This is a genomic window from Lactobacillus sp. ESL0677, assembly GCF_029392875.1.
In the GTDB taxonomy this organism is placed as follows: Bacteria; Bacillota; Bacilli; order Lactobacillales; family Lactobacillaceae; genus Lactobacillus.
Window position 1 is genome coordinate 518,175 of sequence record NZ_CP113946.1, and the last position, 25,619, is coordinate 543,793.

Annotated in this window: 26 protein-coding genes, 1 tRNA gene and 1 pseudogene; 18 read left to right on the plus strand and 10 right to left on the minus strand. The window is 38.9% G+C overall.

The window, feature by feature from the left end; translation table 11 throughout:
- Positions 1 to 17: 17 nt before the first annotated feature.
- The 4 genes from OZX76_RS02690 (at position 18) to OZX76_RS02705 (ending at position 3,414) form a co-directional block, all read left to right on the plus strand.
- Complete coding sequence (locus tag OZX76_RS02690; protein ID WP_277180704.1) at positions 18 to 728, plus strand: lysozyme; 711 nt, start codon at positions 18 to 20, stop codon at positions 726 to 728.
- Complete coding sequence (locus OZX76_RS02695) at positions 725 to 1,963, plus strand: DEAD/DEAH box helicase (protein WP_277181475.1); 1,239 nt, start codon at positions 725 to 727, stop codon at positions 1,961 to 1,963. Before OZX76_RS02690 ends, OZX76_RS02695 begins: the two co-directional genes overlap by 4 nt.
- Positions 1,960 to 3,288, plus strand: a complete 1,329-nt coding sequence (locus tag OZX76_RS02700) for a PTS transporter subunit EIIC (protein ID WP_277180706.1) — start codon at positions 1,960 to 1,962, stop codon at positions 3,286 to 3,288. Before OZX76_RS02695 ends, OZX76_RS02700 begins: the two co-directional genes overlap by 4 nt.
- 53 nt (positions 3,289 to 3,341) lie before the next feature.
- Positions 3,342 to 3,414 (plus strand) — tRNA-Arg (locus tag OZX76_RS02705).
- A gap of 162 nt (positions 3,415 to 3,576) precedes the next feature.
- On the opposite strand, the gene OZX76_RS02710 is transcribed toward OZX76_RS02705, so the two are convergent.
- The gene (locus tag OZX76_RS02710) at positions 3,577 to 3,765 is read right to left on the minus strand and encodes a hypothetical protein (RefSeq protein ID WP_277180708.1); all 189 of its coding nucleotides are present in this window, start codon (positions 3,763 to 3,765) and stop codon (positions 3,577 to 3,579) included.
- Between the two features lie 96 nt (positions 3,766 to 3,861).
- On the opposite strand from OZX76_RS02710, the gene wecB reads away from it, so the two are divergent.
- On the plus strand, positions 3,862 to 5,004 hold the full coding sequence (gene wecB / locus OZX76_RS02715; protein WP_277180710.1) for a UDP-N-acetylglucosamine 2-epimerase (non-hydrolyzing): 1,143 nt from the start codon (positions 3,862 to 3,864) through the stop codon (positions 5,002 to 5,004).
- Between the two features lie 75 nt (positions 5,005 to 5,079).
- Here the strand turns inward: wecB and OZX76_RS02720 are convergent, their stop codons facing one another.
- Positions 5,080 to 5,991 carry a LysR family transcriptional regulator gene (locus OZX76_RS02720; protein WP_277180712.1) on the minus strand — a complete coding sequence of 304 codons (912 nt, stop codon included), beginning with the start codon at positions 5,989 to 5,991 and terminating at the stop codon, positions 5,080 to 5,082.
- 186 nt (positions 5,992 to 6,177) lie between these two features.
- On the opposite strand from OZX76_RS02720, the gene OZX76_RS02725 reads away from it, so the two are divergent.
- Genes OZX76_RS02725 through aroD form a run of 4 tightly spaced genes read left to right on the plus strand, consistent with a single transcriptional unit; the run spans position 6,178 to position 10,876 of the window.
- The gene (locus OZX76_RS02725; RefSeq protein WP_277180714.1) at positions 6,178 to 7,377 is read left to right on the plus strand and encodes an MFS transporter; all 1,200 of its coding nucleotides are present in this window, start codon (positions 6,178 to 6,180) and stop codon (positions 7,375 to 7,377) included.
- A 15-nt stretch (positions 7,378 to 7,392) separates the two neighbouring features.
- Complete coding sequence (locus tag OZX76_RS02730) at positions 7,393 to 9,156, plus strand: FAD-dependent oxidoreductase (RefSeq protein ID WP_277180716.1); 1,764 nt, start codon at positions 7,393 to 7,395, stop codon at positions 9,154 to 9,156.
- 36 nt (positions 9,157 to 9,192) lie between these two features.
- Positions 9,193 to 10,107: a shikimate dehydrogenase gene (locus tag OZX76_RS02735; protein WP_277180718.1), complete on the plus strand. Its 915-nt coding sequence runs from the start codon at positions 9,193 to 9,195 to the stop codon at positions 10,105 to 10,107.
- 13 nt (positions 10,108 to 10,120) lie between these two features.
- Positions 10,121 to 10,876, plus strand: coding sequence for a type I 3-dehydroquinate dehydratase (gene aroD / locus OZX76_RS02740; RefSeq protein WP_277180720.1), 756 nt, complete (start codon positions 10,121 to 10,123; stop codon positions 10,874 to 10,876).
- 133 nt (positions 10,877 to 11,009) lie between these two features.
- Here the strand turns inward: aroD and OZX76_RS02745 are convergent.
- The 5 genes and pseudogenes from OZX76_RS02745 to OZX76_RS02765 all read right to left on the minus strand — a co-directional run.
- A pseudogene (locus tag OZX76_RS02745) lies at positions 11,010 to 11,147 on the minus strand (IS3 family transposase); the annotation flags it as partial.
- Positions 11,148 to 11,372: 225 nt separating this feature from the next.
- The gene (locus tag OZX76_RS02750; RefSeq protein ID WP_277180723.1) at positions 11,373 to 11,747 is read right to left on the minus strand and encodes a hypothetical protein; all 375 of its coding nucleotides are present in this window, start codon (positions 11,745 to 11,747) and stop codon (positions 11,373 to 11,375) included.
- A gap of 176 nt (positions 11,748 to 11,923) precedes the next feature.
- Entirely contained in the window at positions 11,924 to 13,117 is a 1,194-nt protein-coding gene (locus OZX76_RS02755) for an MFS transporter (protein ID WP_277180725.1), read from the minus strand.
- A 209-nt stretch (positions 13,118 to 13,326) separates the two neighbouring features.
- Positions 13,327 to 13,815, minus strand: coding sequence for a GtrA family protein (locus tag OZX76_RS02760; RefSeq protein WP_277180727.1), 489 nt, complete (start codon positions 13,813 to 13,815; stop codon positions 13,327 to 13,329).
- Positions 13,808 to 14,254: a flavodoxin domain-containing protein gene (locus tag OZX76_RS02765; RefSeq protein ID WP_277134370.1), complete on the minus strand. Its 447-nt coding sequence runs from the start codon at positions 14,252 to 14,254 to the stop codon at positions 13,808 to 13,810. The genes OZX76_RS02760 and OZX76_RS02765 overlap by 8 nt, the downstream gene beginning before the upstream one ends.
- Before the next feature lie 133 nt (positions 14,255 to 14,387).
- Here OZX76_RS02765 and map point away from each other — a divergent pair, with 133 nt between their 5' ends.
- The 6 genes from map to OZX76_RS02795 all read left to right on the plus strand — a co-directional run bounded on the left by map (position 14,388) and on the right by OZX76_RS02795 (position 20,800).
- Positions 14,388 to 15,215: a type I methionyl aminopeptidase gene (gene map, locus OZX76_RS02770; RefSeq protein WP_277180728.1), complete on the plus strand. Its 828-nt coding sequence runs from the start codon at positions 14,388 to 14,390 to the stop codon at positions 15,213 to 15,215.
- Positions 15,216 to 15,221: 6 nt separating this feature from the next.
- Positions 15,222 to 16,139, plus strand: a complete 918-nt coding sequence (locus OZX76_RS02775) for a YihY/virulence factor BrkB family protein (RefSeq protein ID WP_277180730.1) — start codon at positions 15,222 to 15,224, stop codon at positions 16,137 to 16,139.
- 68 nt (positions 16,140 to 16,207) lie between these two features.
- Positions 16,208 to 17,107, plus strand: a complete 900-nt coding sequence (gene galU, locus OZX76_RS02780; protein WP_277134375.1) for a UTP--glucose-1-phosphate uridylyltransferase GalU — start codon at positions 16,208 to 16,210, stop codon at positions 17,105 to 17,107.
- Between the two features lie 166 nt (positions 17,108 to 17,273).
- Entirely contained in the window at positions 17,274 to 18,425 is a 1,152-nt protein-coding gene (locus tag OZX76_RS02785; protein ID WP_277180732.1) for a thiolase family protein, read from the plus strand.
- A complete protein-coding gene (locus OZX76_RS02790) occupies positions 18,426 to 19,637 on the plus strand; it encodes a hydroxymethylglutaryl-CoA reductase, degradative (RefSeq protein ID WP_277180734.1) in 1,212 nt (403 codons plus the stop codon).
- A gap of 2 nt (positions 19,638 to 19,639) precedes the next feature.
- The gene (locus OZX76_RS02795) at positions 19,640 to 20,800 is read left to right on the plus strand and encodes a hydroxymethylglutaryl-CoA synthase (protein ID WP_277180736.1); all 1,161 of its coding nucleotides are present in this window, start codon (positions 19,640 to 19,642) and stop codon (positions 20,798 to 20,800) included.
- A 30-nt stretch (positions 20,801 to 20,830) separates the two neighbouring features.
- Here the strand turns inward: OZX76_RS02795 and OZX76_RS02800 are convergent, their stop codons facing one another.
- Positions 20,831 to 21,115, minus strand: coding sequence for a hypothetical protein (locus tag OZX76_RS02800; RefSeq protein WP_277180738.1), 285 nt, complete (start codon positions 21,113 to 21,115; stop codon positions 20,831 to 20,833).
- A gap of 119 nt (positions 21,116 to 21,234) precedes the next feature.
- On the opposite strand from OZX76_RS02800, the gene OZX76_RS02805 reads away from it, so the two are divergent.
- Positions 21,235 to 22,146, plus strand: coding sequence for an alpha/beta hydrolase (locus OZX76_RS02805; RefSeq protein ID WP_277181477.1), 912 nt, complete (start codon positions 21,235 to 21,237; stop codon positions 22,144 to 22,146).
- A gap of 178 nt (positions 22,147 to 22,324) precedes the next feature.
- Here OZX76_RS02805 and rlmD read toward each other — a convergent pair whose 3' ends face one another.
- The gene (rlmD, locus tag OZX76_RS02810; RefSeq protein WP_277180740.1) at positions 22,325 to 23,704 is read right to left on the minus strand and encodes a 23S rRNA (uracil(1939)-C(5))-methyltransferase RlmD; all 1,380 of its coding nucleotides are present in this window, start codon (positions 23,702 to 23,704) and stop codon (positions 22,325 to 22,327) included.
- Positions 23,705 to 23,835: 131 nt separating this feature from the next.
- Between rlmD and recX the strand changes: the two genes are divergently transcribed.
- Both recX and OZX76_RS02820 read left to right on the plus strand, forming a co-directional pair.
- Positions 23,836 to 24,651: a recombination regulator RecX gene (gene recX, locus OZX76_RS02815; RefSeq protein ID WP_277180742.1), complete on the plus strand. Its 816-nt coding sequence runs from the start codon at positions 23,836 to 23,838 to the stop codon at positions 24,649 to 24,651.
- A 10-nt stretch (positions 24,652 to 24,661) separates the two neighbouring features.
- On the plus strand, positions 24,662 to 25,141 hold the full coding sequence (locus tag OZX76_RS02820) for a hypothetical protein (protein WP_277180744.1): 480 nt from the start codon (positions 24,662 to 24,664) through the stop codon (positions 25,139 to 25,141).
- On the opposite strand, the gene OZX76_RS02825 is transcribed toward OZX76_RS02820, so the two are convergent.
- Positions 25,142 to 25,603: a hypothetical protein gene (locus OZX76_RS02825; protein ID WP_277180746.1), complete on the minus strand. Its 462-nt coding sequence runs from the start codon at positions 25,601 to 25,603 to the stop codon at positions 25,142 to 25,144.
- Between the last annotated feature and the right edge of the window lie 16 nt (positions 25,604 to 25,619).

Below are 25,619 nucleotides of genomic sequence, written 5' to 3' on the forward strand. Positions count from 1 at the left end.
TAATAATGGAGAATTAAATGAAGCGATTTCATCACAAGTATACACTACCGGCGATTTTGCTGATGCTGGCAATTGCGATTACGCTTTTGTTTAATGGGTTATTTAATTTGAAAAGGCAGACGACATTGCCGCCAGATGCTAATTCAAATGCAATTGGTGTGGAACTTAATCAGAGTTATGGTTACGTTGCAATGCATGAATTGCAGGCAAATGGAATTTCATTTGTCTATTTACGCAGCACGCAGGGGCGGTCATTTTTTGATGACGACTACTTGGCTTATCGCGATCAAATTTTGGGGACCAAGTTAGCTTTTGGCACAAGTGTGGCGTATAGTGATGAGTCGACACCCCAGCAGCATTATACTTATTTTATGAAAAAAGTCGGCTTAAACACAGGCAGTTTGCCGATTATGGTTGTGCCAGCGGTAAGTGAACGGCGATTGGTCTATATTAAACAGATGGCGCAATTCACGCAATTACTGCTTAACATTGGTAAGCGTGTAATGGTTGACTTGCCGATTAAGTACAAAAAGTATTTTCCAGCTGGCGTCTCGTTTATTATAACTAGCAAACGCGAGCCGAATAAACTCCAATATACTTTTTGGCGGTACACGACTAATGGTCGCGTTAAAAATGTCCGCGAGTTGGAAGACGGTGGTGTTACCATGTTGGCTTATAACGGCACGGTAACACAATATAAACAGAAATATGGGCAGTTAATACAATAATGAAGCAAGAATTTGAAGCAGTTTTAAATAAATTGGGTTTGAAACAGCCAACGTTAATTCAAAAAGAGACACGTGACGCGATTTTAAACGGAGCTAGTGTAGTGGCATTAGCTAAAACAGGAACGGGTAAAACGCTGGCTTATGCGTTGCCAGCTTTAGAGCGCGTTAAGCAAGGAATGCCCAACAGTTTAGTAATTATCGCACCAACGACCGAATTGGCCGTGCAGATTCGCCATGCGATTAATCCTTTTGTCCATGCTTTAGGCTTAAAGGGAGTTAGCTTAGTTGGTGCTGGCAACCGGCAGCGTCAGGAAGATAATCTAAAGAAGAAACACCCAGAAGTTGTTGTCGCAACTCCGGGTCGCTTTTTTGATTTCTTTTCCAGTAATCGCATTAAGGTAGAACAGATTAAGGCGCTGGTAATTGATGAGGCAGATGATATTTTAGAGTTTAGTAAGATGGAACTGCTTAGCTCGTTAGGGCAAAACATGACCGCTGATGCACAAATTTTGCTATTTGGCGCAACGGAATCGGAAATCACGCAAAAAGCCGAAGAAATTTTTGGACGGACATTTTTGTTGATTGATGTGCGCAGTCAGCAGGAGACGGCCGTTAAAAACTATTTCTTGCAAATTGATAATGCGCATAAGATTGACTTTGTGCAGCGGCTGACACGGCTAGATCACTTCAAGGGAATTTTGTTCTTTGATTCTAACCAGACGATGATGCGTTTTGCCGGAATTTTTGCTCATACCAAAACTAAATTTACGTTATTGGCAAATGAGTTTGGCAAGGAAAAGCGTGAACAAGCGCTCCATGATTTAAGAGTTGGTAAAACCAAATTGCTGCTGGCAACTGATTTGGCCGCTCGCGGATTGGATATTCCTGGCGTAACTTATGTTATTAACTTTGACATTCCTAGTGAAATCAATACATATTTACACCGCGCTGGTCGAACGGGCCGCATGGGAGCTAACGGCTATGTGGTAACTCTTGGTGACGATCATGATTTTCGCGATTTGAAGAAACTCTTGGGTGCTGACACCACTTTAGAACGCGTTTACTTTGCCGGCTTCAAGTTGGTAACGCAATTGCCACGCAAGAAAAAGGCTAAAAAGGCAGTTACTGCAGAAGCTACTGCGTCAGCACCAATTAAAAAGAAAAAGCATAAAAAACATCAAAATAAAAATAAGGGTTATCACCCACATTATTTAAAGCAGAAGGGGAAACAATGAGTCGATTAGTAGCTTGGCTGGAAGACTATGTGCTGCCAGTAGCTAATAAAATTGGGCAAGTGGGTTGGCTTGTGGCGTTGCGGGATGCGTTTATCTCCGTCATGCCAATTACCATTGCGGGTTCGGCCGCCGTTTTAATAAAAAGCTTGATTGCAGTAGCTAAAACCAATCTAGGTTGGAAGACTTTTGCATGGACAATGCAGCCACTGGCGTTAATGTGTAATGTGGTTTGGCGCGGGACATTTGCTTTATTTGCGCTCTTTTTAGCATTGTCACTAGGTTATCATTTTGCCAAAATCTTAGAGGTTGATCCACTTGCTGGTGCCGTAGTTTCATTGTCGTCTTTAGCAATGAGCATTGCCAATTTGACGAAAGTCCAAGTTGCAGGTCATGAAGTCGTGATGCAACATGCATTTGACATTGAGCAGTTTTCAACTACTGGTATTTTTACGGCAATTTTGTTTGGTACGATTGGCGTTTTAATTTATGCGTTTTGTGTTAAAGCGCGTATTATGATTCATTTGTCGGCTAATCTACCTTATGCGGAACGACGTGCTTTTGACTCATTGGTACCGGCAACGATTGCAATTTTTGTGGTTGGTGCAATTAATTTTATTTTTCAAGCAGTAACCGGTACTTTCTTTGGTAATTGGTTATTACATACAATCCAGTGGCCGTTAGTTAAGATGGGACAAGGCTTCGGCATGGTGATGCTCGTAACCTTGCTTGTTCAAATCTTTTGGTTCTTTGGGATTAATGGCTTAAGCGTGATGGCGCCAATGCTAGATTCGATTTGGCTGACGGCGCAGAATGTTAATATTACGGCTGTGCGTAATGGTAAGCCTGCACCACTATTGTGGGTTCGCGGTTCGTTTGACGTGTTTGCCTGGTTTGGCGGTGCCGGTGGCACATTAATGCTGATAGTCGCAATTTTGCTTTTTTCCAAACGCAGCGACTACCGGACAATTGCCAAAGTGGCATTAGCACCGGCAATTTTTAATATTAATGAGCCAGTCGTACTGGGACTGCCGGTGGTTCTTAATCCTGTGTACTTTATCCCGTTTATCGTGGCGCCACTAGTTAATGTTGCCTTTTCTTATGGGGTAAGCATGATCGGCTTGGTTAATCCTGTCCAAGCGGCTGTGCCGGGGATTTTACCGCCGATTATTGGGCCGTTTTTAGCCTGCAACTATGATTGGCGCGCCGTGGTCTTGTGCATTGTTAACATGCTGATTGCCTTGGCAATTTGGACCCCATTCGTGTTTGCAGCAGATAAATTGGCCGATGCCAACAGTCCGCGACCATATTATACAAGGCAATATTAATTACTAAAAAAATTGGCTTTTATCACGTAAATTTGGTAAAGTTAATTTTGTACGGCCCCGTAGTTCATCTGGATAGAACAATGGTCTCCTAAACCGTAGAGGTGAGTTCGAATCTCACCGGGGTCATTGAAGTATGGCGGTAAAGTGAAAAGGCTGTGGTTATTGACCGCAGCCTTTTTAAGATTATTTTAGGTAGCTATTAAGTCCTTCGTGTTTATGCGCGAAGAATTTTGGGTGTTTTACTGGAACATTAGTGGGTAATTGTTAATAAGGAAATCAGAATGCATCTTAAACCAACGGATTTTTAATAATTAATCCTGCTAAGACAGCAGCAATTACCAAGCAACTGATCCCAAATATTAGTAAAATTTGTCTAGTTTTGTGACTTTGCCGCTTATCTAAGCTATAAACAAGACTGAAGCTGGCAAAAACAATGAAAAGCCCAGCAATTAATAATAAAGCAAAACTGTGATTCATATAAACGACCTTTTCTAAATTCTGTCTTAATTAAACCATACAAGCTTGTTTTTGACCTGTTAAATCGGGTATGATTATATCAAGATGGAGGCTTTTATGACTAAAATTAAGGTAATGACGGTTTTTGGTACTAGACCTGAGGCAATTAAAATGGCGCCGCTTGTACTCGGATTAAAGGCTGATGAGCGGTTTGACGAGGTGACGGTGGTTAGCGCGCAGCACCGTGAAATGCTTGATCAGGTTTTGGAAATTTTCAAAATTCAACCGGATTACGACTTTAATATAATGAAGCAGAATCAGTCGCTTGAAGAGATTACGGCTAAGGTAATGATTGACCTAGCTAAAGTAATTAAAAAGGAAAAGCCGGATATTGTTTTGGTGCACGGTGATACGACGACCAGCTTTGCGGCTAGCTTAGCCAGCTTTTATGAGCAGAGCACAATTGGGCACGTCGAGGCTGGCTTGCGCACGTGGAACAAATATTCACCATATCCTGAAGAAATGAACCGGCAAATGACCGATGACTTGGCAGACCTATACTTTGCCCCAACTAAATTGAGTAAAGCTAATTTGTTAAAAGAAAATCACCAAGCTGACAATATTTTTGTCACGGGAAATACCGCAATTGATGCACTTAAGCAAACGGTTCAAAAAGACTATCATCATGATGTTCTTGACCTGATTGAACCGGGTCACAAAATCATTTTGGTAACGATGCATCGTCGTGAAAATCAGGGTGAACCAATGCGGCGTGTGTTTAAGGTGATGAAGCAGGTAGTTGATAGTCATGAGGACGTTGAGATCATCTATCCGGTTCATTTATCGCCACGTGTTCAGCAAGTTGCCCGTGAAATTTTGGGTAATGACCCACGAATTCATCTGATTGCCCCATTAGATGTAGTTGACTTTCATAATTTAGCCAAACGCAGTTACTACATTATGACAGATTCTGGCGGGGTGCAGGAAGAAGCACCGTCACTTAATAAACCAGTGTTAGTTCTGCGAGATACGACTGAGCGGCCTGAAGGTGTTAAGGCAGGAACATTAAAGTTAGTCGGAACCAAAGTTGATGCGGTACGCAAAGCAATGCTTAACCTGCTTGAAGATAAGGCTGCTTATCAAAAAATGGCGAATGCTAAAAATCCGTACGGTGATGGCCACGCCGCTGAACGAATAATGGACGATATTGCTTACTATTTTGATAAATCAAAGATGGCTAAACCAGCAGATTTTGAATAGGGCTTAAATTTGACTAAAAATAAAGCTGATAGAGTAAAGCACTCTGTCAGCTATTTTTTGTTTTGAGATTATTGATTAAATTAAGGCTTGAGTAACAGTTTTTTGAATAAAATCTTTGTTACTCTTTAAAAAATCAATAAAATTTAAGATCTCTGGTGACATCTCTCTGTCAGAATTATAAACAAGATAAACTTGTCTTGTATCTTTAGGTAAAGTAAGTTTGATTTTGTGAATACTAAAACCACTTAGATAAATGGTATTGGCAACAATCCCAACTGCGTTATCGGCGATTACCTGACCAGCAATTGCTAATTCATCGTGCAATCGATTGGTGATTGTGAGATCTGGTGTACTTGCTAAAAGCGCTGCCGTAACATCCTTACCAATTTGAATCTTTTTTGAATATGTGATTAGGTTGTCACCGCGTAATTCTTCTGGCGTTATTTCTGTAATTTCTGCAAGATCACTTTCTTTGGCAACAATTGCAATAATATCTTCAGTGTATAGAGGTAGATAGGTAAAGTCTTCAAATTCCGGTACAAATGAACAAATTCCAAGATCATAGCGTCCAGCACTGATTCCTTGGCAAATTTGTAAGGAAGGATTGTCATGGTAAATAAAATGTGCCTTTGTTAAGCTATCTGCTTTAAATTTTTTAACAAGTTTAGGCAATAGAGTACCAATAGCAGTTGGAATGCCAGCAATATGAATATTGCGTTGATCTTGACTAACCATCTGGGTGAGTCTTCTTTTGCCATTTTCTAATGAATTTAGGGTTTTGGTGACAGTCGCATAGAAGCTTCGACCGTATTTTGTTAGTTCAACATTATGTCCTGAATGGATGAAAAGTTGACAATTTAATTCTGATTCTAACTGTTTAATTGCAACTGAAAGAGTCGGTTGTCCAATAAACAGATTGGTTGCAGCTTTGGTGTATTGTTTTTGATCAGCTACTTCTCGAAAATAATATAGTTGATTTAGATTCATAAAAATACCTCTTATAAAGATTTTCCTCTGAAAAGTATACACTTTTGTCATTTTAGATTAACGAAATTTGCTATTTTTGTAGTATTCAAAAAAATGATACATGTTAAATAATTTTGAATTTTACTATCTAGTGCTTTATTAAGATAATAAATTACGAAATTTATGATTTTTTTAAAAGGTGGTTTTATGAAAAAAGGAGAAAGTTACGTTGGTGCAGCTGCTTCAGTTTATCTAAACTATGCAGTTGTCGGTGCCGCAACAATTTTCATTAGTCAATATCGTGAAGTTTTAGCTCAATCTTGGCATGCAACAGCTACAGCAATTTCGCTAGTGATGGCAATGGTTGGTCTAGGTAGAATTATTACAATTCTATTTGCTGGTGCAATTTCAGATAAAATTGGTAGAAAGAAAACATTACTAATTGCTTTAGGATGTGATGCAATTTTCTTAATTGGTGCATCGTTTGCAAATAATGTATGGGTAGCTGGAATTGCCGCCATGTTCTTTGGTGCAACTAATTCATTTGGGGACACAGCTGGTTATCCAGCATTGGCCGATGCCTTTCCAGACAAAACTGCAACAATGAATTCATTCGTAAAAGCATCAATGCAGATTATGCAAATGATTTTTCCATTTTGTGTTAAGTTGATTCACGATCCAAGAATTACAGCTTGTATATTAGTTTTACTTTTATTCATTGATGCAGTTATTACTATGAAAGCAGCTTTTGCACCACAGCTTGAGGAAGCAAAAGTTGATGAACAGGAAAAGAATACTGAAGATAAAGTTGAGGGTGTGAGTCAACCTAAATTAGCCGTTGATGGTTTAATGCTAATTACTTTGGGCTTTACGATGTGCTTTACTTTCTATATCTTTTCATTGTATGCACCATATTATGGCCAATATGTTTTAAATGAATCAGCCGCAAATGCTAATCAACTAGTTTCATGGTATTCAATTGCTTCATTAATTTCAGTTTTTGTGACTTCAGTATTGGTAACCAAAATTAAACGGTTAACTTTAATTATAGTTTATTCTCTTATATCAGCTTTAGGGCTACTCTTTATGGTACTTAGTCCATCGTTAATTGCTGGTGAAGTTGGTTCATTATTAATTGGGTTCTTTGCTGCAGGAGGAATTTGGCAGGTTGGCTTATCAGTTTTAACATCATATTTCCCACAAGGTCATGGTAAGATTACGTCTTATTATAGTTTTGCACCTGCAGTTGTGTATTTTGTAGCGCCATTAGTAGCCGCTTTTGTTTTGAAGGCTAATTCAATTAGTACCTTAGCCGTATTTTGGATTACTGCAATCATTACAATTATTTCAGTTGCTTTGACATTAATATTAATTATTCGCAGTCGCAAATTTAAAGTTGAAAATTAGGATAGGAACTTATTTATGGTAAATAAAACAATTAAAGCACAGGCTGAGGGTCGTAATGGACAGATTGATTTCGAAATTGAAATTAATGATAACGGGATTAACGATTTAAAAGTAACCAAAAGTTCTGAGACACCAGCAATTTTTAATCAAGCTTTTGCTAAGTTAAAGGATGAAGTTATTTCTGAACAAAGCTTTGACGTTGATGCAATTTCTGGTGCATCAATTATGACGCAAGCAATGCTAGATTCAGGTAAGAAAGCATTGACAGAAAATGATATTACGTTAGCTTCTAAAACTAAAAATACTAGTCATACAGAAGAAACGTTAACTGCTGATGTTGTTGTTATTGGTTCTGGTATGGCAGGCTTAATGGCAGCATCACGTGCGCTATCAATGGGTAAAAAAGTTATAGTTTTGGAAAAGAACGGCTATCTTGGTGGTGCAACTGCTTTAAATGGCTCTAATGTAGTTGCCACTGGTTCAAAATTGGCAAGCAAGTTATTTGGTCAAACTGCTGAAAAAGACTCAGCTAAACTATTATTTGAAGATATAACACGTGAAAGTCGTGGTACTAATTATCCACAACTGTCTAATTTATTAGTAAATAATATTGGAAAAGCAATTGACTTTATTACTGATTTTGCTGATTTAACATATCAAAAGGCTGAAACGCAAACAATTGAGCATTCAGTTGATCGCCAAGTTGAAATGCCATCACAGAGCTCTTATGAGATTGTAATGAAGGTTGCCAAGGCTTTTGAAGAAAAAGGTGGCAAGATTATACTTGACGCTCGAGTAGAACAACTAGAGCAAAATAATCAGGGTGAGCTTGTTTCTTTAACTGCTGAAGGAAAGCACCAAACGCTTAAAGTTAATTTCAAATCATTAATTTTAGCTGCTGGTGGTTGGGGTGCTAGAGATTATAAAGAGCATAAAACTAACATTCCTTATTATGGTCCAATGACCTCAACTGGTGATTACTTTGATTTTACTAAAAAGTTAAACCTTATTAGCCGTAATCTTGACTGGTATAAGGTATATCCACATGGCTTAGAAGTTGAACCTAGAATTGCTAAATTAACAACTTATTCGACTAAAGAAGCAACTGATATGGGTGCGATATTTGTCAATACAGCTGGTAAGCGGATTGTAAATGAATCCGCACCGTATACTCATTTTCGAGATGCAATTGCAGAACAAAAAGACCAGGTTGCATATATTATCATGGATGAGAGAATCTGGAATCGTTTCTATGAACTGCTACTTAAATATGGTTTTACAGCTGATGAGGTTCAAGGATTCTTTGATCTTGATGGTAAGAAGAGCCCGGTCTTGGTTAAGGGAAACTTAGCAACTGTTGCCCAAAAAGCTGGGATTAATGCTGAAGCTTTACAAAAAACTGTTGCTTCATATCAGGAAGCTGTTAAAGCAGGTCAGGATACTGAATTTGCTCGTCCAGCTAAATTTATGCATGAATTTGAAGGTTCTACGTATTATGTAATAGAGCAAAAATTGCGTTATTGTACAACTTTAGGTGGCTATGAAACTACTGATCAAATGCAATTACTTAATACAGATTTAACTGCTGTTAAGAATTTTTATGCGGCTGGTGAAATTATTGGTGGAGCTAACGGCCACGATTCAATGCCAAGTATGATGAATTCATGGAGTTATGCTTCCGGCCTTGTTGCCGGAACGGCTGCTGCTGATAATACAAATTTTTATCAAGTAGAAGAACCGGTTGAAAGTGATACAGTTTCTGGAGCTTCCAGCAAATAAATTAATGTTTAAGATAATTTATAAAGGAGAAAAATTATGAAAAACGAAGTTACAGGTGTAAATGGTCCAATTACAGGATGGCTTGATGGTCATACTTATTTGATAGGTTTGATGGCATATCCAATTCGTCACTCAATGTCACCAACGATGCACAACAATGCTTTTGCTAAACTGGGTTTGAACTTTACTTACCTTTGTTTTGAAATTGGTAATGACAAATTAAAGGGTGCTGTTGATGCAATTCGGACTTTGGATATGCGCGGCTCTAATGTTTCAATGCCAAATAAGAAAGAAGTTATTCAATACCTAGACAAGTTGTCCCCAGCTTCTGAAATGTGTGATGCTGTTAATACTATTGTTAATGATCATGGTGTTTTAACTGGTTATACAACTGATGGCATTGGTTTTGTTCAATCTCTAAAAGATGAAGGAATTGATATTAAGGACAAGGTTATGACTTTGGCTGGTGCTGGTGGTGCAGCAACTCCAATTGCTGTTCAATCTGCCTTAGATGGTGTTAAAGAAATTAAGATCTTTAACATTAAAGATGACAAGTGGGCACAAGCTGAAAAGACAGTTAGAATTATTACTAAAAAGACTGACTGCAAGGTTTCCTTAACAGATTTAGCCGATCAAGATGCTTTTAAAGCGGCAATTGCAGCTAGTGACATATACTGTGATGCCACTGGTGTGGGAATGAAGCCATTAGAAGATCAAACTTTAGTTGAAGATCCATCTTGGTTCCACAAAGACATGGTTGTTTTTGATACAGTTTATGCACCTAGAACAACTAAATTAATGAAGGTTGCTCAAAAAGCTGGTGTTAAGCATGTTTTTGATGGTATTGGCATGATGATTGATCAAGGTGCAGCTTCATTTAAATTATGGACTGGACAAGATATGCCAACTGATTATATTCGGGAAATTATGTTTTCTGAAGAAGATGAATAATTAAGGGGAAAATATGTCTACAGTAAAAATTAGAAATATTGTTTTGGGAGAAGGCTTACCTAAAATAGCTGTTCCCAATGTAGGAACTAATGAAGAAGAAATCTTTTCATCTGCTGAAAGAATAGCTATTGCCAAACCTGATCTAATGGAATGGCGTATTGATTATTATGTTGCTGGAATTCAAGATAATACTAAGCTAATTGCAACGGCCAAAAAATTACGTGAAATTGTTGATGATTTGCCAATTTTAATAACCTTTAGAACTAAAAATGAAGGCGGCGTTTTACGTTTAAGTGATGAAATTTACTTAAATTTGGTACAAACGATCATTGAGCAACGTTTAGGTGATGCAGTAGATATTGAACTATTCCATGATGAAACAAGAATTAAAGAACTTGTCCAAATGGCACATAACTATAACGTTATTGTGATCATGAGTAATCATGATTTTGAAAAAGTTCCTCCTAAAGATGTCATTGAATTTAGATTAAAGAAGATGGCTGAAATGGGAGCAGATGTCGCTAAGTTGGCATGTATGCCACATAGTGCTAAAGATGTTTTGACGCTGCTTGATGCAACCAATGAAGTTCACCAGGCAATTGATCAACCGCTGATTACAATGGCGATGGGTGATATTGGTAAGGTAACAAGGGTTGCTGGTCAATTATTCGGTTCAAGCCTATCCTTTGGTGCAGTTGGTAAAACTTCAGCACCAGGTCAATTATCAATTGAAGACTTACGTAATACTGAAAGTTACTTAGCCTTTTAGTAAAGCAATAGAAAGTGTCTGGAAAAAACTAGGCATTAAACAACAAAAATTCGTTAGAACTGATCTGAACTCTAAAATTAGGACAGGTTATCAAATTTTAACTTAAGACTAGTTTCCGATATTTTATCGGGGGCTAGTCTTTTAATTTTGTTTTGATTCTTTCGTTATTGTAGTAGTTAATATATTCTTTGATTGTCTGTTCTAATTCGGTTAGGTTCTTAAAATTCTTTTCGCAGCTATAAAACATTTCTTGCTCTAAGATGCCAATAAATAGACCTTTGTTTTAAAAAGAGCAGTTGAAAAGTATCATGCTAAATTAATGCAATCGAACCTTATGATGAACTTAAGCAAATATTAGTATAGAAAAGGAGGAAAGAGTCCGTTTATAGACTTAAAGGCATAAAAAAGGCCAAGTTTTCAAAAAAGAATACTTGGTCTATCTTTTTGTCTAAGAAGTTAGTTTTTCCTAGACACTTTTCTTTACTTTATTTTTGCTTTACATGGACGGCCTTTTGTCATCAACACGTGGTGGCAGAATAAGAAAAGTTAAACCCATATCTAATGGAAGTAGGTATACACTGATTTTTTGTTCTAAGATCATCGATAAAAGTGCTATACCAATAGCAGCCATACCTATTATCTGACCACACTTTTGTGCTCCAGTCGTATTTATTTTACTTACTGTCTTTATTGTAGTAATTTTCTGCGAAAAAGAAGCAATGATACTGATAACTCCAATCACCAAAAAGATCCCTAAAAATTGTGTACGTTTTTCTACATCTTCAGTAAAATATCCTAAAATTCCAATCAAGATCTGCACTAATCCCCAAAGTTCAAATGCTTGTCTACCAGTTAATTTATTCTCAAACAATTCTTTACCTTCTTAAAAATATTTTATCTAAATTATAGTATATTTTTAGTAGAAGTAAATACTTATATAAAAAATAGATCAAGATTCTCCGAAGAATAATTCTTGATCTTTTTTGTTAGCTATATTTATTTTTTTGGCTAATTTTTGTCAGTATTACTTTATATGAGCATTAGGAGTTATTTGCAATTAGCCTTTAATGCAATAGCAATGATGGATACTAAAAGTACTGCAAGAATAGCAATGATGATGTCCGATCCTAGTGCTAAGTAAATACTTGATTTGGAAAGCTGTCCAGAAATAATTGGGACTGAAATTGAAGCTAAACTACCAAAAAAGTAGTAAAGACTTGTCATTAATCCTCTGCGTTTAGGGTGAAGATTCATTAAAACAGTTAAGCCGAGTTGCATAGCACCACCTGCGGAACCAAATCCAAATACTAGACAAGCTAAATTAACAATCGTTGCTTGTTTACTGATTAAAATTACCGCCAAGGCTACAAATGCTAAGCTGTTACAGATAACTAACAACTTCGTATTGCTTGCCTTTTTACGAGATAATATATAAAGCAAAATAACGCCGAGCATCGAACCAATACTGTAAGAAGACATTAAACCGTGACTAATAATATTTGAGTAATGCAAAATTTGGGTACCGTAAATACTGATCCACTGGGTAAACCAGATCATTAACGCCATAGAAACATAACCGTAGATACATAGTAAAACGGTTAAAAAAGAGTTTGCATTCTTTGTTATATCTGAAATTTTTTCGGTTTCTTGAGCTTCTTCAACATGCATGTTTGGAAAATGAATTGGTAAAAGTAAAAGGAAATTTAGAAAAATCAACAATCCCATAATAACAAATGACCAACCATACCATAAATTTGTCTGTTGTAGTAAAGATACAATTAGGGGCAGTGTGAATTCGCCAATTGAAGCAAATCCTTTTATTAAAATGGTCGCATATCCCTCACCGTGATTAATTTCAACTAAAGTTGTATAAGTTCCGGCATCAAGTAAGGAGTTTCCTAATCCTGTTAAGGTAGTTATACAATATAGTACGATTAGGTTGGGTGCGAGAATGATTCCCCAAGCAAAGACAAAATAGCATAGCATCCCACTAATAATTGTGGTTTTGCGTGGAAAGCGATCGGAGAGATAGGCAGTGAGAAGATAACCAACTAAGCGACCAATCCCCGTTCCTGATGTGATAAAAGAAATCTGGGCAATTGTTGTATTAAAAGTTTGACTTAAACTTGCCATGTTTTGTGCGATAATAATCAAACTGAATCCATGAACTAAATAATTTAGGTATAAGCTTGTAGTTAATCGTATACGCTTCTTAGTTGGCAATGCAATAGTAGTTTCCATGTAGCCTCCTATTTAAATTAATAATTTGTGATATATGTTGCATAATCTTTATTATTAATTAGTTTCAAAAATAGGTAAAATTGTTTTTTTTAATACAATTTGAATAAAAAATGATTTGGCAAAATAGGAGTCGTAAGATTCTTGTAGCAACTGATTTTTAAAATTTTAAAAACAAAAAAGTCAAAAACTCACTCAAGAATTTTTGACTTTTATTTATTATTTTTATGCTTTTGCATTCGCTGTTTAGCTCTCTGCATCATCGTTGTTTCCTGTGCTTGGAAAACCGACCGGGTAGTTAGGTAATTGAAAATCCCGACTAATACTTGATCAATAATTTTAACTGGTAAAGCATTAAGGTGTAACCACGAAATCCCAACGGACATAATCATTTGGTCAGGAATCAAACTAATAATTCGATAGGTAAAAAAGACGATTAGCTTGTGCCAAGTTGAATGATACTGGTCGACATTATTAATAAAGACGGCCTTCTGGTTGAAGAAGTAAGAAGCCAGATTAGAAATTACAAACGCAATAATGTTAGAAAAGAAAACTGCTCCGCGCCACCATTTGTGCAGGACCATAAAGACAACTGTATTAATTAATGCGGCAATAAACCCAAAAACCATGTAAACAAATAGATTGCGGTGGCGTTTAACAAACTTAATGGGATGACGCCATGGATTAATCCTATTAGCCATTTAACCGATCAGCCATTTCCTCTGCAGCTTTATCGATTGCAGCGATTGCATCATCGTCTGGTGCATTTTCAATCGTTACTGGTGCGACAACTTCTTCAGCGCCAACTTGTTTGAACATTTTTTCAAAGTCAAAAACATTCTCACAAAAATGGTCGTTATAGGTCTTGTCACCGCTGCCCATTACTGCAAAATATTTGCCGCTTAAATCTAGCTCTTTTAGTTGTTCATAAAAGTCGGCAACATCGTCAGTCATCTTGCCCTCACCATAAGTGTAGGTCACAAAAATGCACAAGTCGCTTGCCAAGTAGTCGCTAGCGTCCGTGAACTCGGCCTCGCTAGTCTCTACATCAAAATCATAATCTTGCAGATCTTCTTCTAAAATCTCTGCCATATCTGCATCATTGCCAGTCATACTAGCGTAGACAATCCTTGCCTTCATGCTGTTCATACCTTTCCTATTTAGTTCATCATATTATTATACATAATTTAGGCAGATTGATGAAATTCTTTAGTAAACTTTTAAAAAACGCTATAATGTAAGCAAAGATAATTTTTAAGAGGAGAGTTTAGTTTTGATTACAATTAAATCCGTTCGGGAACTTAAAGGGATGCAGGCTTCAGGTCGATTACTGGCATCAATGTTTGAAGGCTTGCGTGATGTGATTAAGCCGGGAATTACGACTTGGGATATTGAAGAATTTTGTCAAGAATTTGTTAAGAGTCGTGGTGGGCGCTTATCTGAACAAGGATTTGAAGGCTATAAGTATGGTACCTGTATTTCGGTAAATGACCAGATTGCTCACGCAACACCGCGTAAAGATACGGTTTTAAATGAGGGAGACCTTGTTAAAGTTGATGTTACCTGCAATCTCAATGGCTTTGAGACTGATTCGTGTACCACATATCCAGTTGGCCAAATTTCGGATGCTGACCGCGACTTGATGGAAACAACCAAGAAGGCGATGTATCTAGGGATTGACCAAGCAATTTTGGGCAATCGGATTGGTGACATCGGCGCAGTAATTCAACATTTTGTTGAAGATGAACACGGCTACGGCGATGTTAAAGAATTAGTTGGTCACGGCATCCAGCCAAGTATCCATGAAGATCCAGAAGTACCACATTGGGGCAAGGCTGGTCATGGTTTGCGTTTGCGTGAGGGTATGACAATTACGGTTGAGCCAATGGTTGAAGCTGGCGGCGACTGGCGCATTGAGCAAAAGTCAGTTAGTGATCCTAATGATGATTGGGTTTATTACGCTACACCAGATGGTTCAAAGTCAGCACAGTTTGAGCATACTTTTGCCATTACCAAAGATGGTCCTAAGATTTTAACTTTGCAAAAGCCTTATGACGGTTACGAAAAATATCTGCCGCATTTTGACGAAATGGATGATTAAGGTTGCATGAATAAAAGAAAAGAGGCAGCACCAAATCGTGTTGCCCTATTTTATAAGACACTATCACTTAAATTCTCGCAAGGTGAAGTGTTAACCAGCGCGATTGTCATTGCTTATTATGTTTTGTTTTCAATATTTCCATTAATTATTATTATCGGAAACATTTTGCCACTGTTTCATATTAATACGACACCAATTGCCAGTTATCTTGACCTGATTTTTCCAGATCGGATAGCTAAATTTATTATGCCGATTATTAACTCACTGTTAAAGCGTAAGTCGACCGGCTATATTTCGTTTGGTATTATTTTGGCCTTATGGTCGGTTTCGTCATTAGTCAACGCGATTCGAATTGGGATGAATCGTGTTTATGGCGTGCGTATGACGGAATTAAAGCAGAAGTGGCAGATAACGGTGTGGACACGGTCAATCACTATTTTATTAACTAATTTAATGATTGTTATTTTTACTTTGCTAAGTTTAACCTTGATTTTTGGGCAGCAGGTGTTGGAATTTTTACGGCCAATTTTTTCGATTTCAGTTGGTGAAATCGAAAAAATCTTCAGTTACCGTTATCCAGTTGTTGGTATTATTTTGCTTGGTGCGTTATTTTATTTAAATTACGTTCTACCTAATGTTAAGCTGAAAAAGCGAGTAATTTGGCCAGGTGTCTTTACGACCTTAGTGGGCTGGCTGCTACTATCTTATTTGTTTAGTTTTTACCTTCATCATTTTCACATTAGTTGGGAAAATTATGGCATCATTGGTACTTTTATTATTTTCATGTTATGGCTTAACATTTCTTCTATTTTGTTATTGTTTGGTACTTGTGTTAATGCAGCGATTGTTTCACTTCGTGTTGGTAAAGTGCAATATTCTGTTGGTCATTTAGCAGAGTATATTCAAAGAAAGCGCCGCCAATAAAGTTGGCGCAATTGTGCAAAATCTGGTATATTGGATTTTAAAGTATGGATAAGAGAAAGCGTAAAAATATGAAAGTAAGGAAAGCTATTATTCCGGCAGCGGGATTAGGGACGCGGTTTATGCCCGTGACTAAAGCAATGCCCAAGGAAATGCTGCCAATTGTTGATAAGCCGACGATTCAATTTATTGTTGAGGAAGCTAAAAGTTCAGGAATTGAAGATATTTTAATTGTTACCGGTAAAAATAAACGGTCAATTGAAGATCACTTTGATTCTAATCCCGAGCTTGAGCAAAATCTGCAAGAAACAGGGAAAACCAATTTGCTGAAGATGTCGCGGGAAATTACGCAACTAGGGATTAATATCTACTATACCAGGCAGCCACATCCCTTAGGCTTAGGGGATGCCATTGCCCGCGGACGCAGCTTTGTTGGGGATGAGCCGTTTGTTGTTATGCTGGGTGACGACTTGATGTTGGACAAAGTGCCGCTAACTCAGCAACTAATCAACCGTTATAACAAGACCCATGCGTCAACAATTGCCGTCATGCCGGTGCCGCACAAGGAAGTTTCTAAGTATGGTGTCATTGAACCAGATAATGAAATTGTGCCGGGGTTAATTAATGTTAAGTCTTTCGTAGAAAAGCCAGATGTTGATAAAGCACCCAGTGACTACGCCATTATTGGTCGCTACTTACTAACGCCAGAAATTTTTGATATTTTGGCTAACCAAAAACCGGGACGTGGTGGCGAAATTCAACTGACTGATGCCATTGATACAATGAATAAGACCCAGCGTGTTTTTGCTCATGTGTTTACGGGTGAACGTCACGATGTGGGCAATAAGGAAAGTTACCTTGAAACTTCCATTGAATATGGCCTTAATCATCCTGAAATTAAAGATGATCTGCGCAAGTATATTATTAATTTGGGCCACAAGTTAGAGACTCAAGATAAGAAAAAGAAATAAGTAATATGATTTTAAAGCATTTTAGACGTTTTGTTTAAAATGCTTTTATTTTTCAACTTTATAAACAGGACTTTAAACTTTTTCTTAACCTCATCCAAACTCCTAGGTAAACATGCCAAAATCCGCTAAGATTTGGAAGTGAATCTGGTAGTAGGAGAATTTATTAATGAAAGACATTTTTGTTGTTGCTGCTAAAAGGACACCCTTTGGTCGTTATCGCGGGCAATGGGCTGACCAAAACGCGGTTGACCTAGGCCAACTGGTTCTTACTGAAACTTTGCGCAGTATTGGCGTTGAGTCTAGTGAACTTGACGCTTTATTTATGGGCAACGTCTTGGGGAGCGGCTTGGGCCAAAACATGGCCCGACAAGTGGCGATCAATGCTGGCATGAAAACAACCAGCAGTAGCGTAACTATTAATGAAGTCTGCGGGTCAAGTTTAAAGGCGTTGCGCTTAGCTCAAGGCCAAATGGAGCTCGGCGACTTTGATTTTGTTGCTGTTGGTGGTAGTGAAAGCATGACTAACGCAGTTTATTACAATGAGGTTCGTAATCAGCCGGCAGAAAATAGTATCATGATGTCCGACGGCTTGACCGATGCTTTTTCCGGACAACTGATGGGAGTGACAGCGGAAAATGTTGCTGAAAAGTACCACATTTCACGCCAAGAAATGGACAGTTACAGCTTGCAGTCACATCAAAAAGCCGCACAAGCTGTTAAAGAGGGCTATTTTGCTTCCGAAATGATTTCGCTTAGCATTGATGGTCGCCGAATTAGCCAAGATGAAAATATTCGGTCTGATACCAATATGGCAGCATTAGCTAAACTATCTCCTGCGTTTGTTGCAGATGGTCAAGTGACTGCGGGTAATTCTTCGCCGCTCAGTGATGGTGCAAGCATGGTGCTTTTAGCAACTGCTACAAAAGTAAAGGAGTTGGGACTCAAGCCACTAGCACGTCTTGGGACATTTGTGGAATCTGGCATTGACCCAGCTTATATGGGTTTTGCACCGTATTATGCTGTGCAAAAGTTGTTAAGAAGAACAGATCACAAGATTACCGATTATGACGTGGTGGAAGTTAACGAGGCATTTGCGGCGCCAAGTGTTGCTCTTGCGCATGCTTTAGCAATTCCACAGTCGCACCTAAATATTTTTGGTGGGGCAATTGCATTGGGGCATCCCTTAGCAGCCACGGGCACAAGGCTAGTAGCGACAGCAATTAATGCACTAAATCACGTTAATGGCAATCGCGCCTTGGTCACGTTGTGTATTGGTGGCGGGCAAGCAATTGCCTGCGAATTAATTAGGATGGAATAGATGAAGTTTTATCAATTAACGCCAGAAGAGCGGCGAGCTCTGCTCACAAAGCAGGGGATAAAATTAGATGCAATTGACCCAGCAACATTGCATCAGCTTGACCAATTGAGTGAAAATGTCGTGGGACAATTACGCTTACCAGTAGGATTGGTCCCAAATTTGCTGGTTAATGGCCAGCGCTATTGGGTGCCGATGGCAACAGAAGAACCCTCAGTTGTGGCAGCTGCTAATCATGGCGCTAATATTTTTAGTAAAAATGGTGGTGTCACTGCTCAAAGTGATCGGCAAGGGCTAGATGGTCAAATTATTTTGCAAAGTACGAGTGATTTTGAACCAACTGCCTTGCGGACATTATTTCCCCAACTAATTGAACAAGCTAATCATGAATTTGCCAGCTTGGTTAAGTACGGCGGTGGCGTAAAACGGATTGAGATGCGGCAAAAAGCTGAATTGATCTACTTGAAAGTACTAGTTGACCCAGCCGAAGCAATGGGCGCCAATAAGGTTAATTCAATTTTGGAATTTTTGGCTATAAAAATGGAAAAATTGCCGGGAATTAAGGCAAAATTGTTTGCGATTTTATCAAATTATCCGAGTCAATTAACAACTGTGCGAGTTAAGTTAATGGTAAATACAATTGGCGGGCTGGCGGTTGCTAACAGGATTGCATTATTAAGTAAGATTGGGCAAACCGATGTGTACCGTGCTGTGACTAACAATAAGGGTATCATGAATGGCGTTCATGCTGCGCTTATTGCAACGGGCAATGATTCGCGTGCTGTTGATGCTGCATGTGGTGTGCTAGCTAGTCAATCGGGGCAATATGCTAGCTTAAGTAAGTGGTATGTGCAGGGTGATAATTTATGCGGTGAATTAACTTTACCATTAGCAATTGGTACAGTTGGCGGCTCAATTACGGCCCGCTCTGATGTGCGTCAGAATTATCGTATTTTAGGAAAAAAGATTACAACGGCAGAACTAGCTAATGTGATTGCAACAATTGGTCTAGCTAATAATTTGGCTGCCTTGCTGGCGATTTCAACCGATGGTATCCAAAAGGGACACATGAAACTGCAGTCACGTAATTTAGTTGCGAATTTATCCGCAACAACTCAAGAAAAAGAGCAAGTCTTGCAGTTATTAACGCAAAATCGTGAGTATTCACAGGCCGCAGCCGTTAAATTTTTACAACAAGTTAGAGAAAAGGAATAGTAATGCAAGTTGGAATTGACCAGATAGGATTTTATACACCCAATAAGTATGTGGATATGGTAGATTTGGCTCATGCGCGTAATGAAGATGTTGATAAGTATTTAATCGGTATTGGTCAAAGTCAGATGAGTGTGGCCGACCAAACGCAAGATGCCGTTTCAATGGGGATTAATGCGACGCAATATCTACCGCAAATTGATCGCGAGCAGGTTGGACTTCTGATTTTTGGAACCGAAAGTGGTGTGGATCAATCTAAGTCAGCTTCCTTATTTGTCAAAAGTGCCCTGAACTTAGCACCTGAAGTGCGAACTTTCGAAGTGAAAGAAGCGTGCTTTGGCATGACGGCTGGTGTGATGATTGCCCGTGATTATGTTCGCCTGCATCCTTACCACAGCGCGATTGTTATCGGTAGTGACTTAGCTCGTTACGGTATCGGCACTTCTGGGGAAGTGACGCAGGGTGCGGGCAGCGTGAGTTTGCTAATTAAGGCTAATCCGCGCATTTTGACTTTAAATGACGGTCACAGCGCCTTTAGTCAGGACGTTAACGACTTTTGGCGGCCCAATAATTCGGCGACGGCACTAGTTGATGGTAAGTATTCCACGCAGGTTTACTTAGACTTCTTTCAAAGAACCTTTACTGATTATCAAAAACTAAAAAAGCTGCAAACAAGTGACTTTACGGCCCTGATCTATCATTTGCCTTTTACCAAAATGGGCTTGAAGGCTAACCGGTTAGCAATTGCTGACCAAGATGAAGCAACAAGTGAGCTGCTGGCGACTAATTTTACAACGGCTGCATGTTATGGCCGGGTGGTGGGAAATATCTACACAGCATCACTTTATTTAAGCTTGCTTAGTTTGCTGGAAAATAGCATTTTACCAGCTGATGCCTTAATTGGTCTGTTCTCATATGGTTCTGGTGCCATGGGGGAATTCTTTTCAGGAAAAACAGTAGCAAATTATGAAAAAATGCTCAATCCTTCTGGAACTAAAAAGCTGCTGCAGCGACGGCAAAAGTTAGCGATTCCAGAATATGAACGAATTTTTACCACGGCTCTTAGTGATCCAATTGATGGGACAACATTAATTAGTGACGAGGAGGCAGGTTACTGGTATTTTGCAGGGACGAAAAACCGCATTCGCCAATACCGCCAAAAATAATAAAAGCAGGCTGAATTGACAGCCTGCTTTTTAAGTTAATCTAACTGAATTGGTCTCCAGTAAAATCTGGACGCCATAAAGCGGCAAACGTTTATTGCCATTTTGTACCCACAAAGGGATGCTGCGACCATGCATGTGTTTAACCAAGTGGAAGATTTTGGCCTTAGTCATTGGTGTTTGCCCTGGATAGAGCAAACATTCGCTTGCCGTGATTTTTAGCCGAGCTAATGGCAGCACTTTTTGCTCAATTGTTAAATAAAAGGTTGTTTGCGCGTTTAAATCGTTGGTTAATTGCAGTAAATCTGTAAGTCTCATTTTATTATACCTATGCAAAATTAAAATGTTATACTAATGATATTGTATTTTTGATAGAAAGTTGGCTTAACTCTTTGAAACAATTAAAACACAAAAAATTATGGCTTTCATTAGTTACTGTGGTTTTATTGATCTGCCTAGTATTCACTGGTGCAGGCTTTTACTTCTTTAAAGTTGCCTGTGTTCCGGGACACAAGAGCTTTTTATCTTCTTCAAGTAAGGTAATTAAGAAGTCTGACCCGCTATATAAGCAAAAGACGTGGTTCAAGCAGGTTAAAAAAGAAAAATGGTATATGCAATCTGCCGATGACAAGTATCGTCTAGATGCAAATTATATTCCTAGCAAAAATTCGCGTAAGACGGCGATTGTTTTGCCCGGCTACATGGATGTCAAGGAAAATATGGGCAAGTACGATGCGCTTTTTCATGAGTTAGGCTACAATACGTTAACACCAGATCCGCGTGCTCAAGGCAAGAGCCGGGGAAAATATATTGGCTATGGCTGGGTTGAAAAGGCTGATGTCAAAAAGTGGATTAATCGGGTGCTTGCCAAGAACGGTCAAAATCAGCAAATCGTTGTTTTTGGTGTCAGCATGGGTGGTGCCACAACAATGATGGTCAGTGGTTTGCAGCTGCCGAAGCAGGTTAAGGCGTTTGTTGAAGACTGTGGCTATACCAGTGTTAAGGACGAAATCGAGCATGAGGCTAAGGCGCTGTACAACATGCCAGCTTTTCCAAGGTTCCCATTAGTTGAAATTTTAAGTGGGATTAATCGCGTTAAAGTTGGTTATTTCCTTAAAGATGGGTCAAGCATTAACCAGTTGCAGCAAAATTACCGACCAATGTTGTTTATTCATGGCGGTAATGATACTTTTGTGCCAACTAAAATGGTTTACAGTAATTATCGCGCTACTAAAGGCCTTAAAGAGCTTTGGGTTGCACCAAAGTCCAAACACGCTCATTCTTATGATGATCATCCTCAGGCCTATAAAGCTCATGTTAGCAAGTTTTTAGCGCAATACGTCAAATGATATCTAGTATTTGCAAGCGTTTACAATAAATGGTATGATAACTAAGTGGATAGTGTATCAGCAAAATTTAATCTCTTAAATTGTATATTGTCAAAATGCTCTGCTAATAATAAAATAACAGTAGGAATAATATCTTATCCGCAAACAAAAACAGTTGCCGCTTAGCGACAACTGTTTTTTATTTACGTAAGGTTAATTTGGCAATGCATTCGCATCGCGGTGTTTGTGGTAACATATCCACATTCTTGATTAAACGCACATCATAGGCTTCAGTTAGTAAAACAAGGTCTTGAGCCAAAGTTGATGGATTACAGGAAATGTAAACAAAGGTTTGTGGTTTAATCTTGAGCAGAGTTTTAATTAAACTTTTAGCCAGACCAGTTCTTGGTGGATCAACGATTAGGGCATCAATTGCTACGCCAGTTTCTTGCAAGTGTGGCAAAACTTTTTCGACACTGCCTTGAAGATAGTCGGCGTTTTTAATGTGGTTGAGCTCAACATTATGCTTGGCATCGTCAACGGCTTCAGGAATAGTTTCAATTCCGATGACTTGCTTTACTCGGTCAGCGGCTAGGATACCTAGGGTACCAACACCGCTATATGCGTCGATTAAAGTTTCATCTTCTCTGAGGTCTAAGAACTTCAATGCCTCGGAATACAAATTGGCTGTTTGCTGCGGATTTAATTGGAAAAAGGCGCGTGGTGAAAGGGCGAATTTCTTACCTAAAATTTCTTCAATAATCTTATTTTTACCAGCAATTTTTTCGGTTTTATTACCCCAGACTTGTGGGTTGTGCCAGTCGGTCTCGTTTTGATAAACGCTAGCAACGTCAGGCAGGTTCATGATTTCTTTACTTAGTGGCAGTAAATTCTTGATTTCGTGACCAACCGTAATTAGGGTTACCTGAATTTCTTTAGTTGCCTCGGCTTCGCGAACAACGATGGTCTTTAAGCCCGGCGTATGTCTGTATGGATTAGCCACAGCCACGTGCATCTTTTCAACCAAAGCCTTGATCTGCCGTTCAACCTTTTGCGTAGACTTACTTTGCGTTGGCATGACTGGTAAGTCATAAAGGTGGTGCGAGTTAGGAGCAAACAAACCTAAGTTGGTCTTGCCGTGGTCTTGTTCAATTTGGTATTGTGCTTTGTTACGGTAATGCCATTCGTCTGGTGCTGCAATGGTCGGCTTAACCTTATATTTTTGGTAGCCACGGGGATGAAATTTTTCTAAAGCCTCGAGCACATTGTCCCGCTTAAATTCCAGTTGCTTAGGATAAGCCAAATGAGCTAATTCTAGGCCACCAATTGCTGGGTTAACGCCCTTAGGAAAGGCAACGCGGTCAGGACTTTGTTCTTTAATGCGGACGAGTTCTGCTTGAAGATAATGGGGAAAGTCCTTAATGATTTTGGCAACTACGACTTCACCCGGTAAAGCACCCGGAATAAAGATAATCTTCTTGCGGTAGTAGCCAATCCCCTCGCCGTTAATTCCAAGGCGTTTAATGGTGATAATGACGTCTTTTTCTTTTGCTTGTTTTTGTTTAAAATTTTTGCGCATAATGTTCTTTCTACAATAAATAATTAACTGTTAATTATTTATTGTACTCCTCAGAAAAAGTTTTTAGCAAGAAACACGAAAATTTGCTAGCATATAAAGGTAAGGTAAAGAGTTAGAAAGGTGAAGCCAAAATGCCAATTATTACGAAAGTCAGCAGTCAAAAACGACCGGGACGCTATAATATTTTTCTCGATGGGCAGTATGCTTTTTCAGCTAGTGAACAAACAGTTGCCGAATTTATGTTATTAAAGGGTCAGGAGTTAACGCCGGACGAATTAGCAGCAGTTAAAAAGTTTGATGTGAGCAGTAAGGCAACGGCGCTAGCTTCAAATTATCTCAGTTACCAAGCACGGACTGTTTATGAGGTCTTACAGTATTTACAAAAGCATGGCATTGAGGACGAGGCCGCACAAAATGCGGTGAGCCAGTTAAGTGCGATGGGTTTTTTGGATGATCGTAAATACGTTACTTTATCAATTAAACAGAGCCTGCGTAGCGGCACTGACGGACCATTGACGTTAACGCGCAAGTTGACCCAGAAGGGAATTGATCCGGCAATTGTTCAAGAAAAATTAGCAGAAGTGGCAGATAAGGACTGGCTGGACACGGGATTGCGCGTACTAAAATCCTTAAAAAGTCAGGTTGGCAAGGTCTCCGAGCGTGAATTAAACCGTAAAATGAACTCAAAGTTGTTGAGTCACGGCTTTTCTAGCAGCATTGCCAGTTTGGTCGTTGCAGAAGCTGACATGAGGCCAGACGCTGATGCCCAAGTTGAGGCGCTTAAAAAACAGGGCGTTAAAGCCTATAAGCGTTTTCGTCGGCTGCCAGAAAGCGAGCGCGAACATAAAATCCGCAATTATCTGTTTACTCATGGCTTTGCCAGCAACGAAATTGACGCGTTTTTAGCCGGTGAGATTATTCCGCTGGACGAATTAGCCGAATACTAGGAGGATTATAATGAAACAAGCACAAGAAGAATTAACTTTTGTCGGTAGACCTTTCCCAGATGCGATGATGGATCAGGAGAAGTCCTTTTCGGGTTGCAATTTAGAGATGGAAAACAATGCGGTTTTCCAGAAATTTTTGAAAGGCAATCATTTAACAAGTAAGCGGAGCAGCTTAGTGGTGTTTGGCCCGGAAAATTTCATGTATTGGTATGGTGTCATTGCACCTAAAGAAATTGAAATACCAGCTGGCTTAATGAAGTTTGTCTTGCCGCAAACTCAGGTAGCTCGAGTTGAATTACCACAGCAAAGTCTTGCCTTTTTCAATCAGCCACTTAACTTCGTCTTACCCGAATTAATTGGCAAGGTAACTGATGCGGGAATTCAGGTATATGAAAATATGGGTGATAGTGCCACACCATATATCTTGCAAAGTTTAGATTTAGATACAAAAAAACTGTCCCAAGATCTGTATCTTGAAGACAGTAAATAATTAATGTTGTTTGGGGTCGATTGATAGGTTGTCGTATTCGACATATGCCCCAAGACAAGTTGACAGTAACATAACCAAAAAGACAATGCCAACGGATTTACCAACAATCTGGTCGAGTGTGAGGCAATTACGGACTAAAAAGGTTGCCGTAAAGCAAAGGATAAAGTCCAGCACCATGTTGGCAAATAAAAGAAGATAGCGCCGTCTGATACTGAAGAAGCGCAATAATTGTTTAAAGAAGCCGTCATCAACGGAGATTGCCAATAGATCAACTGGGCGCTGGATTGTTGCCTTGATGGCAAACATGATTGTGGCGCCAACTAGTGCGCCAATGGTAGTTCTGAATAAGTCGGCCGAATGCAGCACTAGAGCATCATAGCCAATACCGATAATCAGTAGACTACATAAGTAGGGAATTAGCAATAAAAACGTAAAAACAAGTAGAACGTGACTTTTTTTCATTAAATTAACCTCGTTT

Coding starts and splice junctions, on each gene's coding strand:
- OZX76_RS02690 (WP_277180704.1), top strand. CDS start 18: ATGAAGCGATTTCATCACAAGTATACACTACCGGCGATTTTGCTGATG.
- OZX76_RS02700 (WP_277180706.1), top strand. CDS start 1,960: ATGAGTCGATTAGTAGCTTGGCTGGAAGACTATGTGCTGCCAGTAGCT.
- OZX76_RS02710 (WP_277180708.1), bottom strand. CDS start 3,765: ATGAATCACAGTTTTGCTTTATTATTAATTGCTGGGCTTTTCATTGTT.
- wecB (WP_277180710.1), top strand. CDS start 3,862: ATGACTAAAATTAAGGTAATGACGGTTTTTGGTACTAGACCTGAGGCA.
- OZX76_RS02720 (WP_277180712.1), bottom strand. CDS start 5,991: ATGAATCTAAATCAACTATATTATTTTCGAGAAGTAGCTGATCAAAAA.
- OZX76_RS02725 (WP_277180714.1), top strand. CDS start 6,178: ATGAAAAAAGGAGAAAGTTACGTTGGTGCAGCTGCTTCAGTTTATCTA.
- OZX76_RS02730 (WP_277180716.1), top strand. CDS start 7,393: ATGGTAAATAAAACAATTAAAGCACAGGCTGAGGGTCGTAATGGACAG.
- OZX76_RS02735 (WP_277180718.1), top strand. CDS start 9,193: ATGAAAAACGAAGTTACAGGTGTAAATGGTCCAATTACAGGATGGCTT.
- aroD (WP_277180720.1), top strand. CDS start 10,121: ATGTCTACAGTAAAAATTAGAAATATTGTTTTGGGAGAAGGCTTACCT.
- OZX76_RS02755 (WP_277180725.1), bottom strand. CDS start 13,117: ATGGAAACTACTATTGCATTGCCAACTAAGAAGCGTATACGATTAACT.
- OZX76_RS02760 (WP_277180727.1), bottom strand. CDS start 13,815: ATGGCTAATAGGATTAATCCATGGCGTCATCCCATTAAGTTTGTTAAA.
- OZX76_RS02765 (WP_277134370.1), bottom strand. CDS start 14,254: ATGAAGGCAAGGATTGTCTACGCTAGTATGACTGGCAATGATGCAGAT.
- OZX76_RS02775 (WP_277180730.1), top strand. CDS start 15,222: ATGAATAAAAGAAAAGAGGCAGCACCAAATCGTGTTGCCCTATTTTAT.
- galU (WP_277134375.1), top strand. CDS start 16,208: ATGAAAGTAAGGAAAGCTATTATTCCGGCAGCGGGATTAGGGACGCGG.
- OZX76_RS02785 (WP_277180732.1), top strand. CDS start 17,274: ATGAAAGACATTTTTGTTGTTGCTGCTAAAAGGACACCCTTTGGTCGT.
- OZX76_RS02790 (WP_277180734.1), top strand. CDS start 18,426: ATGAAGTTTTATCAATTAACGCCAGAAGAGCGGCGAGCTCTGCTCACA.
- OZX76_RS02795 (WP_277180736.1), top strand. CDS start 19,640: ATGCAAGTTGGAATTGACCAGATAGGATTTTATACACCCAATAAGTAT.
- OZX76_RS02800 (WP_277180738.1), bottom strand. CDS start 21,115: ATGAGACTTACAGATTTACTGCAATTAACCAACGATTTAAACGCGCAA.
- rlmD (WP_277180740.1), bottom strand. CDS start 23,704: ATGCGCAAAAATTTTAAACAAAAACAAGCAAAAGAAAAAGACGTCATT.
- recX (WP_277180742.1), top strand. CDS start 23,836: ATGCCAATTATTACGAAAGTCAGCAGTCAAAAACGACCGGGACGCTAT.
- OZX76_RS02820 (WP_277180744.1), top strand. CDS start 24,662: ATGAAACAAGCACAAGAAGAATTAACTTTTGTCGGTAGACCTTTCCCA.
- OZX76_RS02825 (WP_277180746.1), bottom strand. CDS start 25,603: ATGAAAAAAAGTCACGTTCTACTTGTTTTTACGTTTTTATTGCTAATT.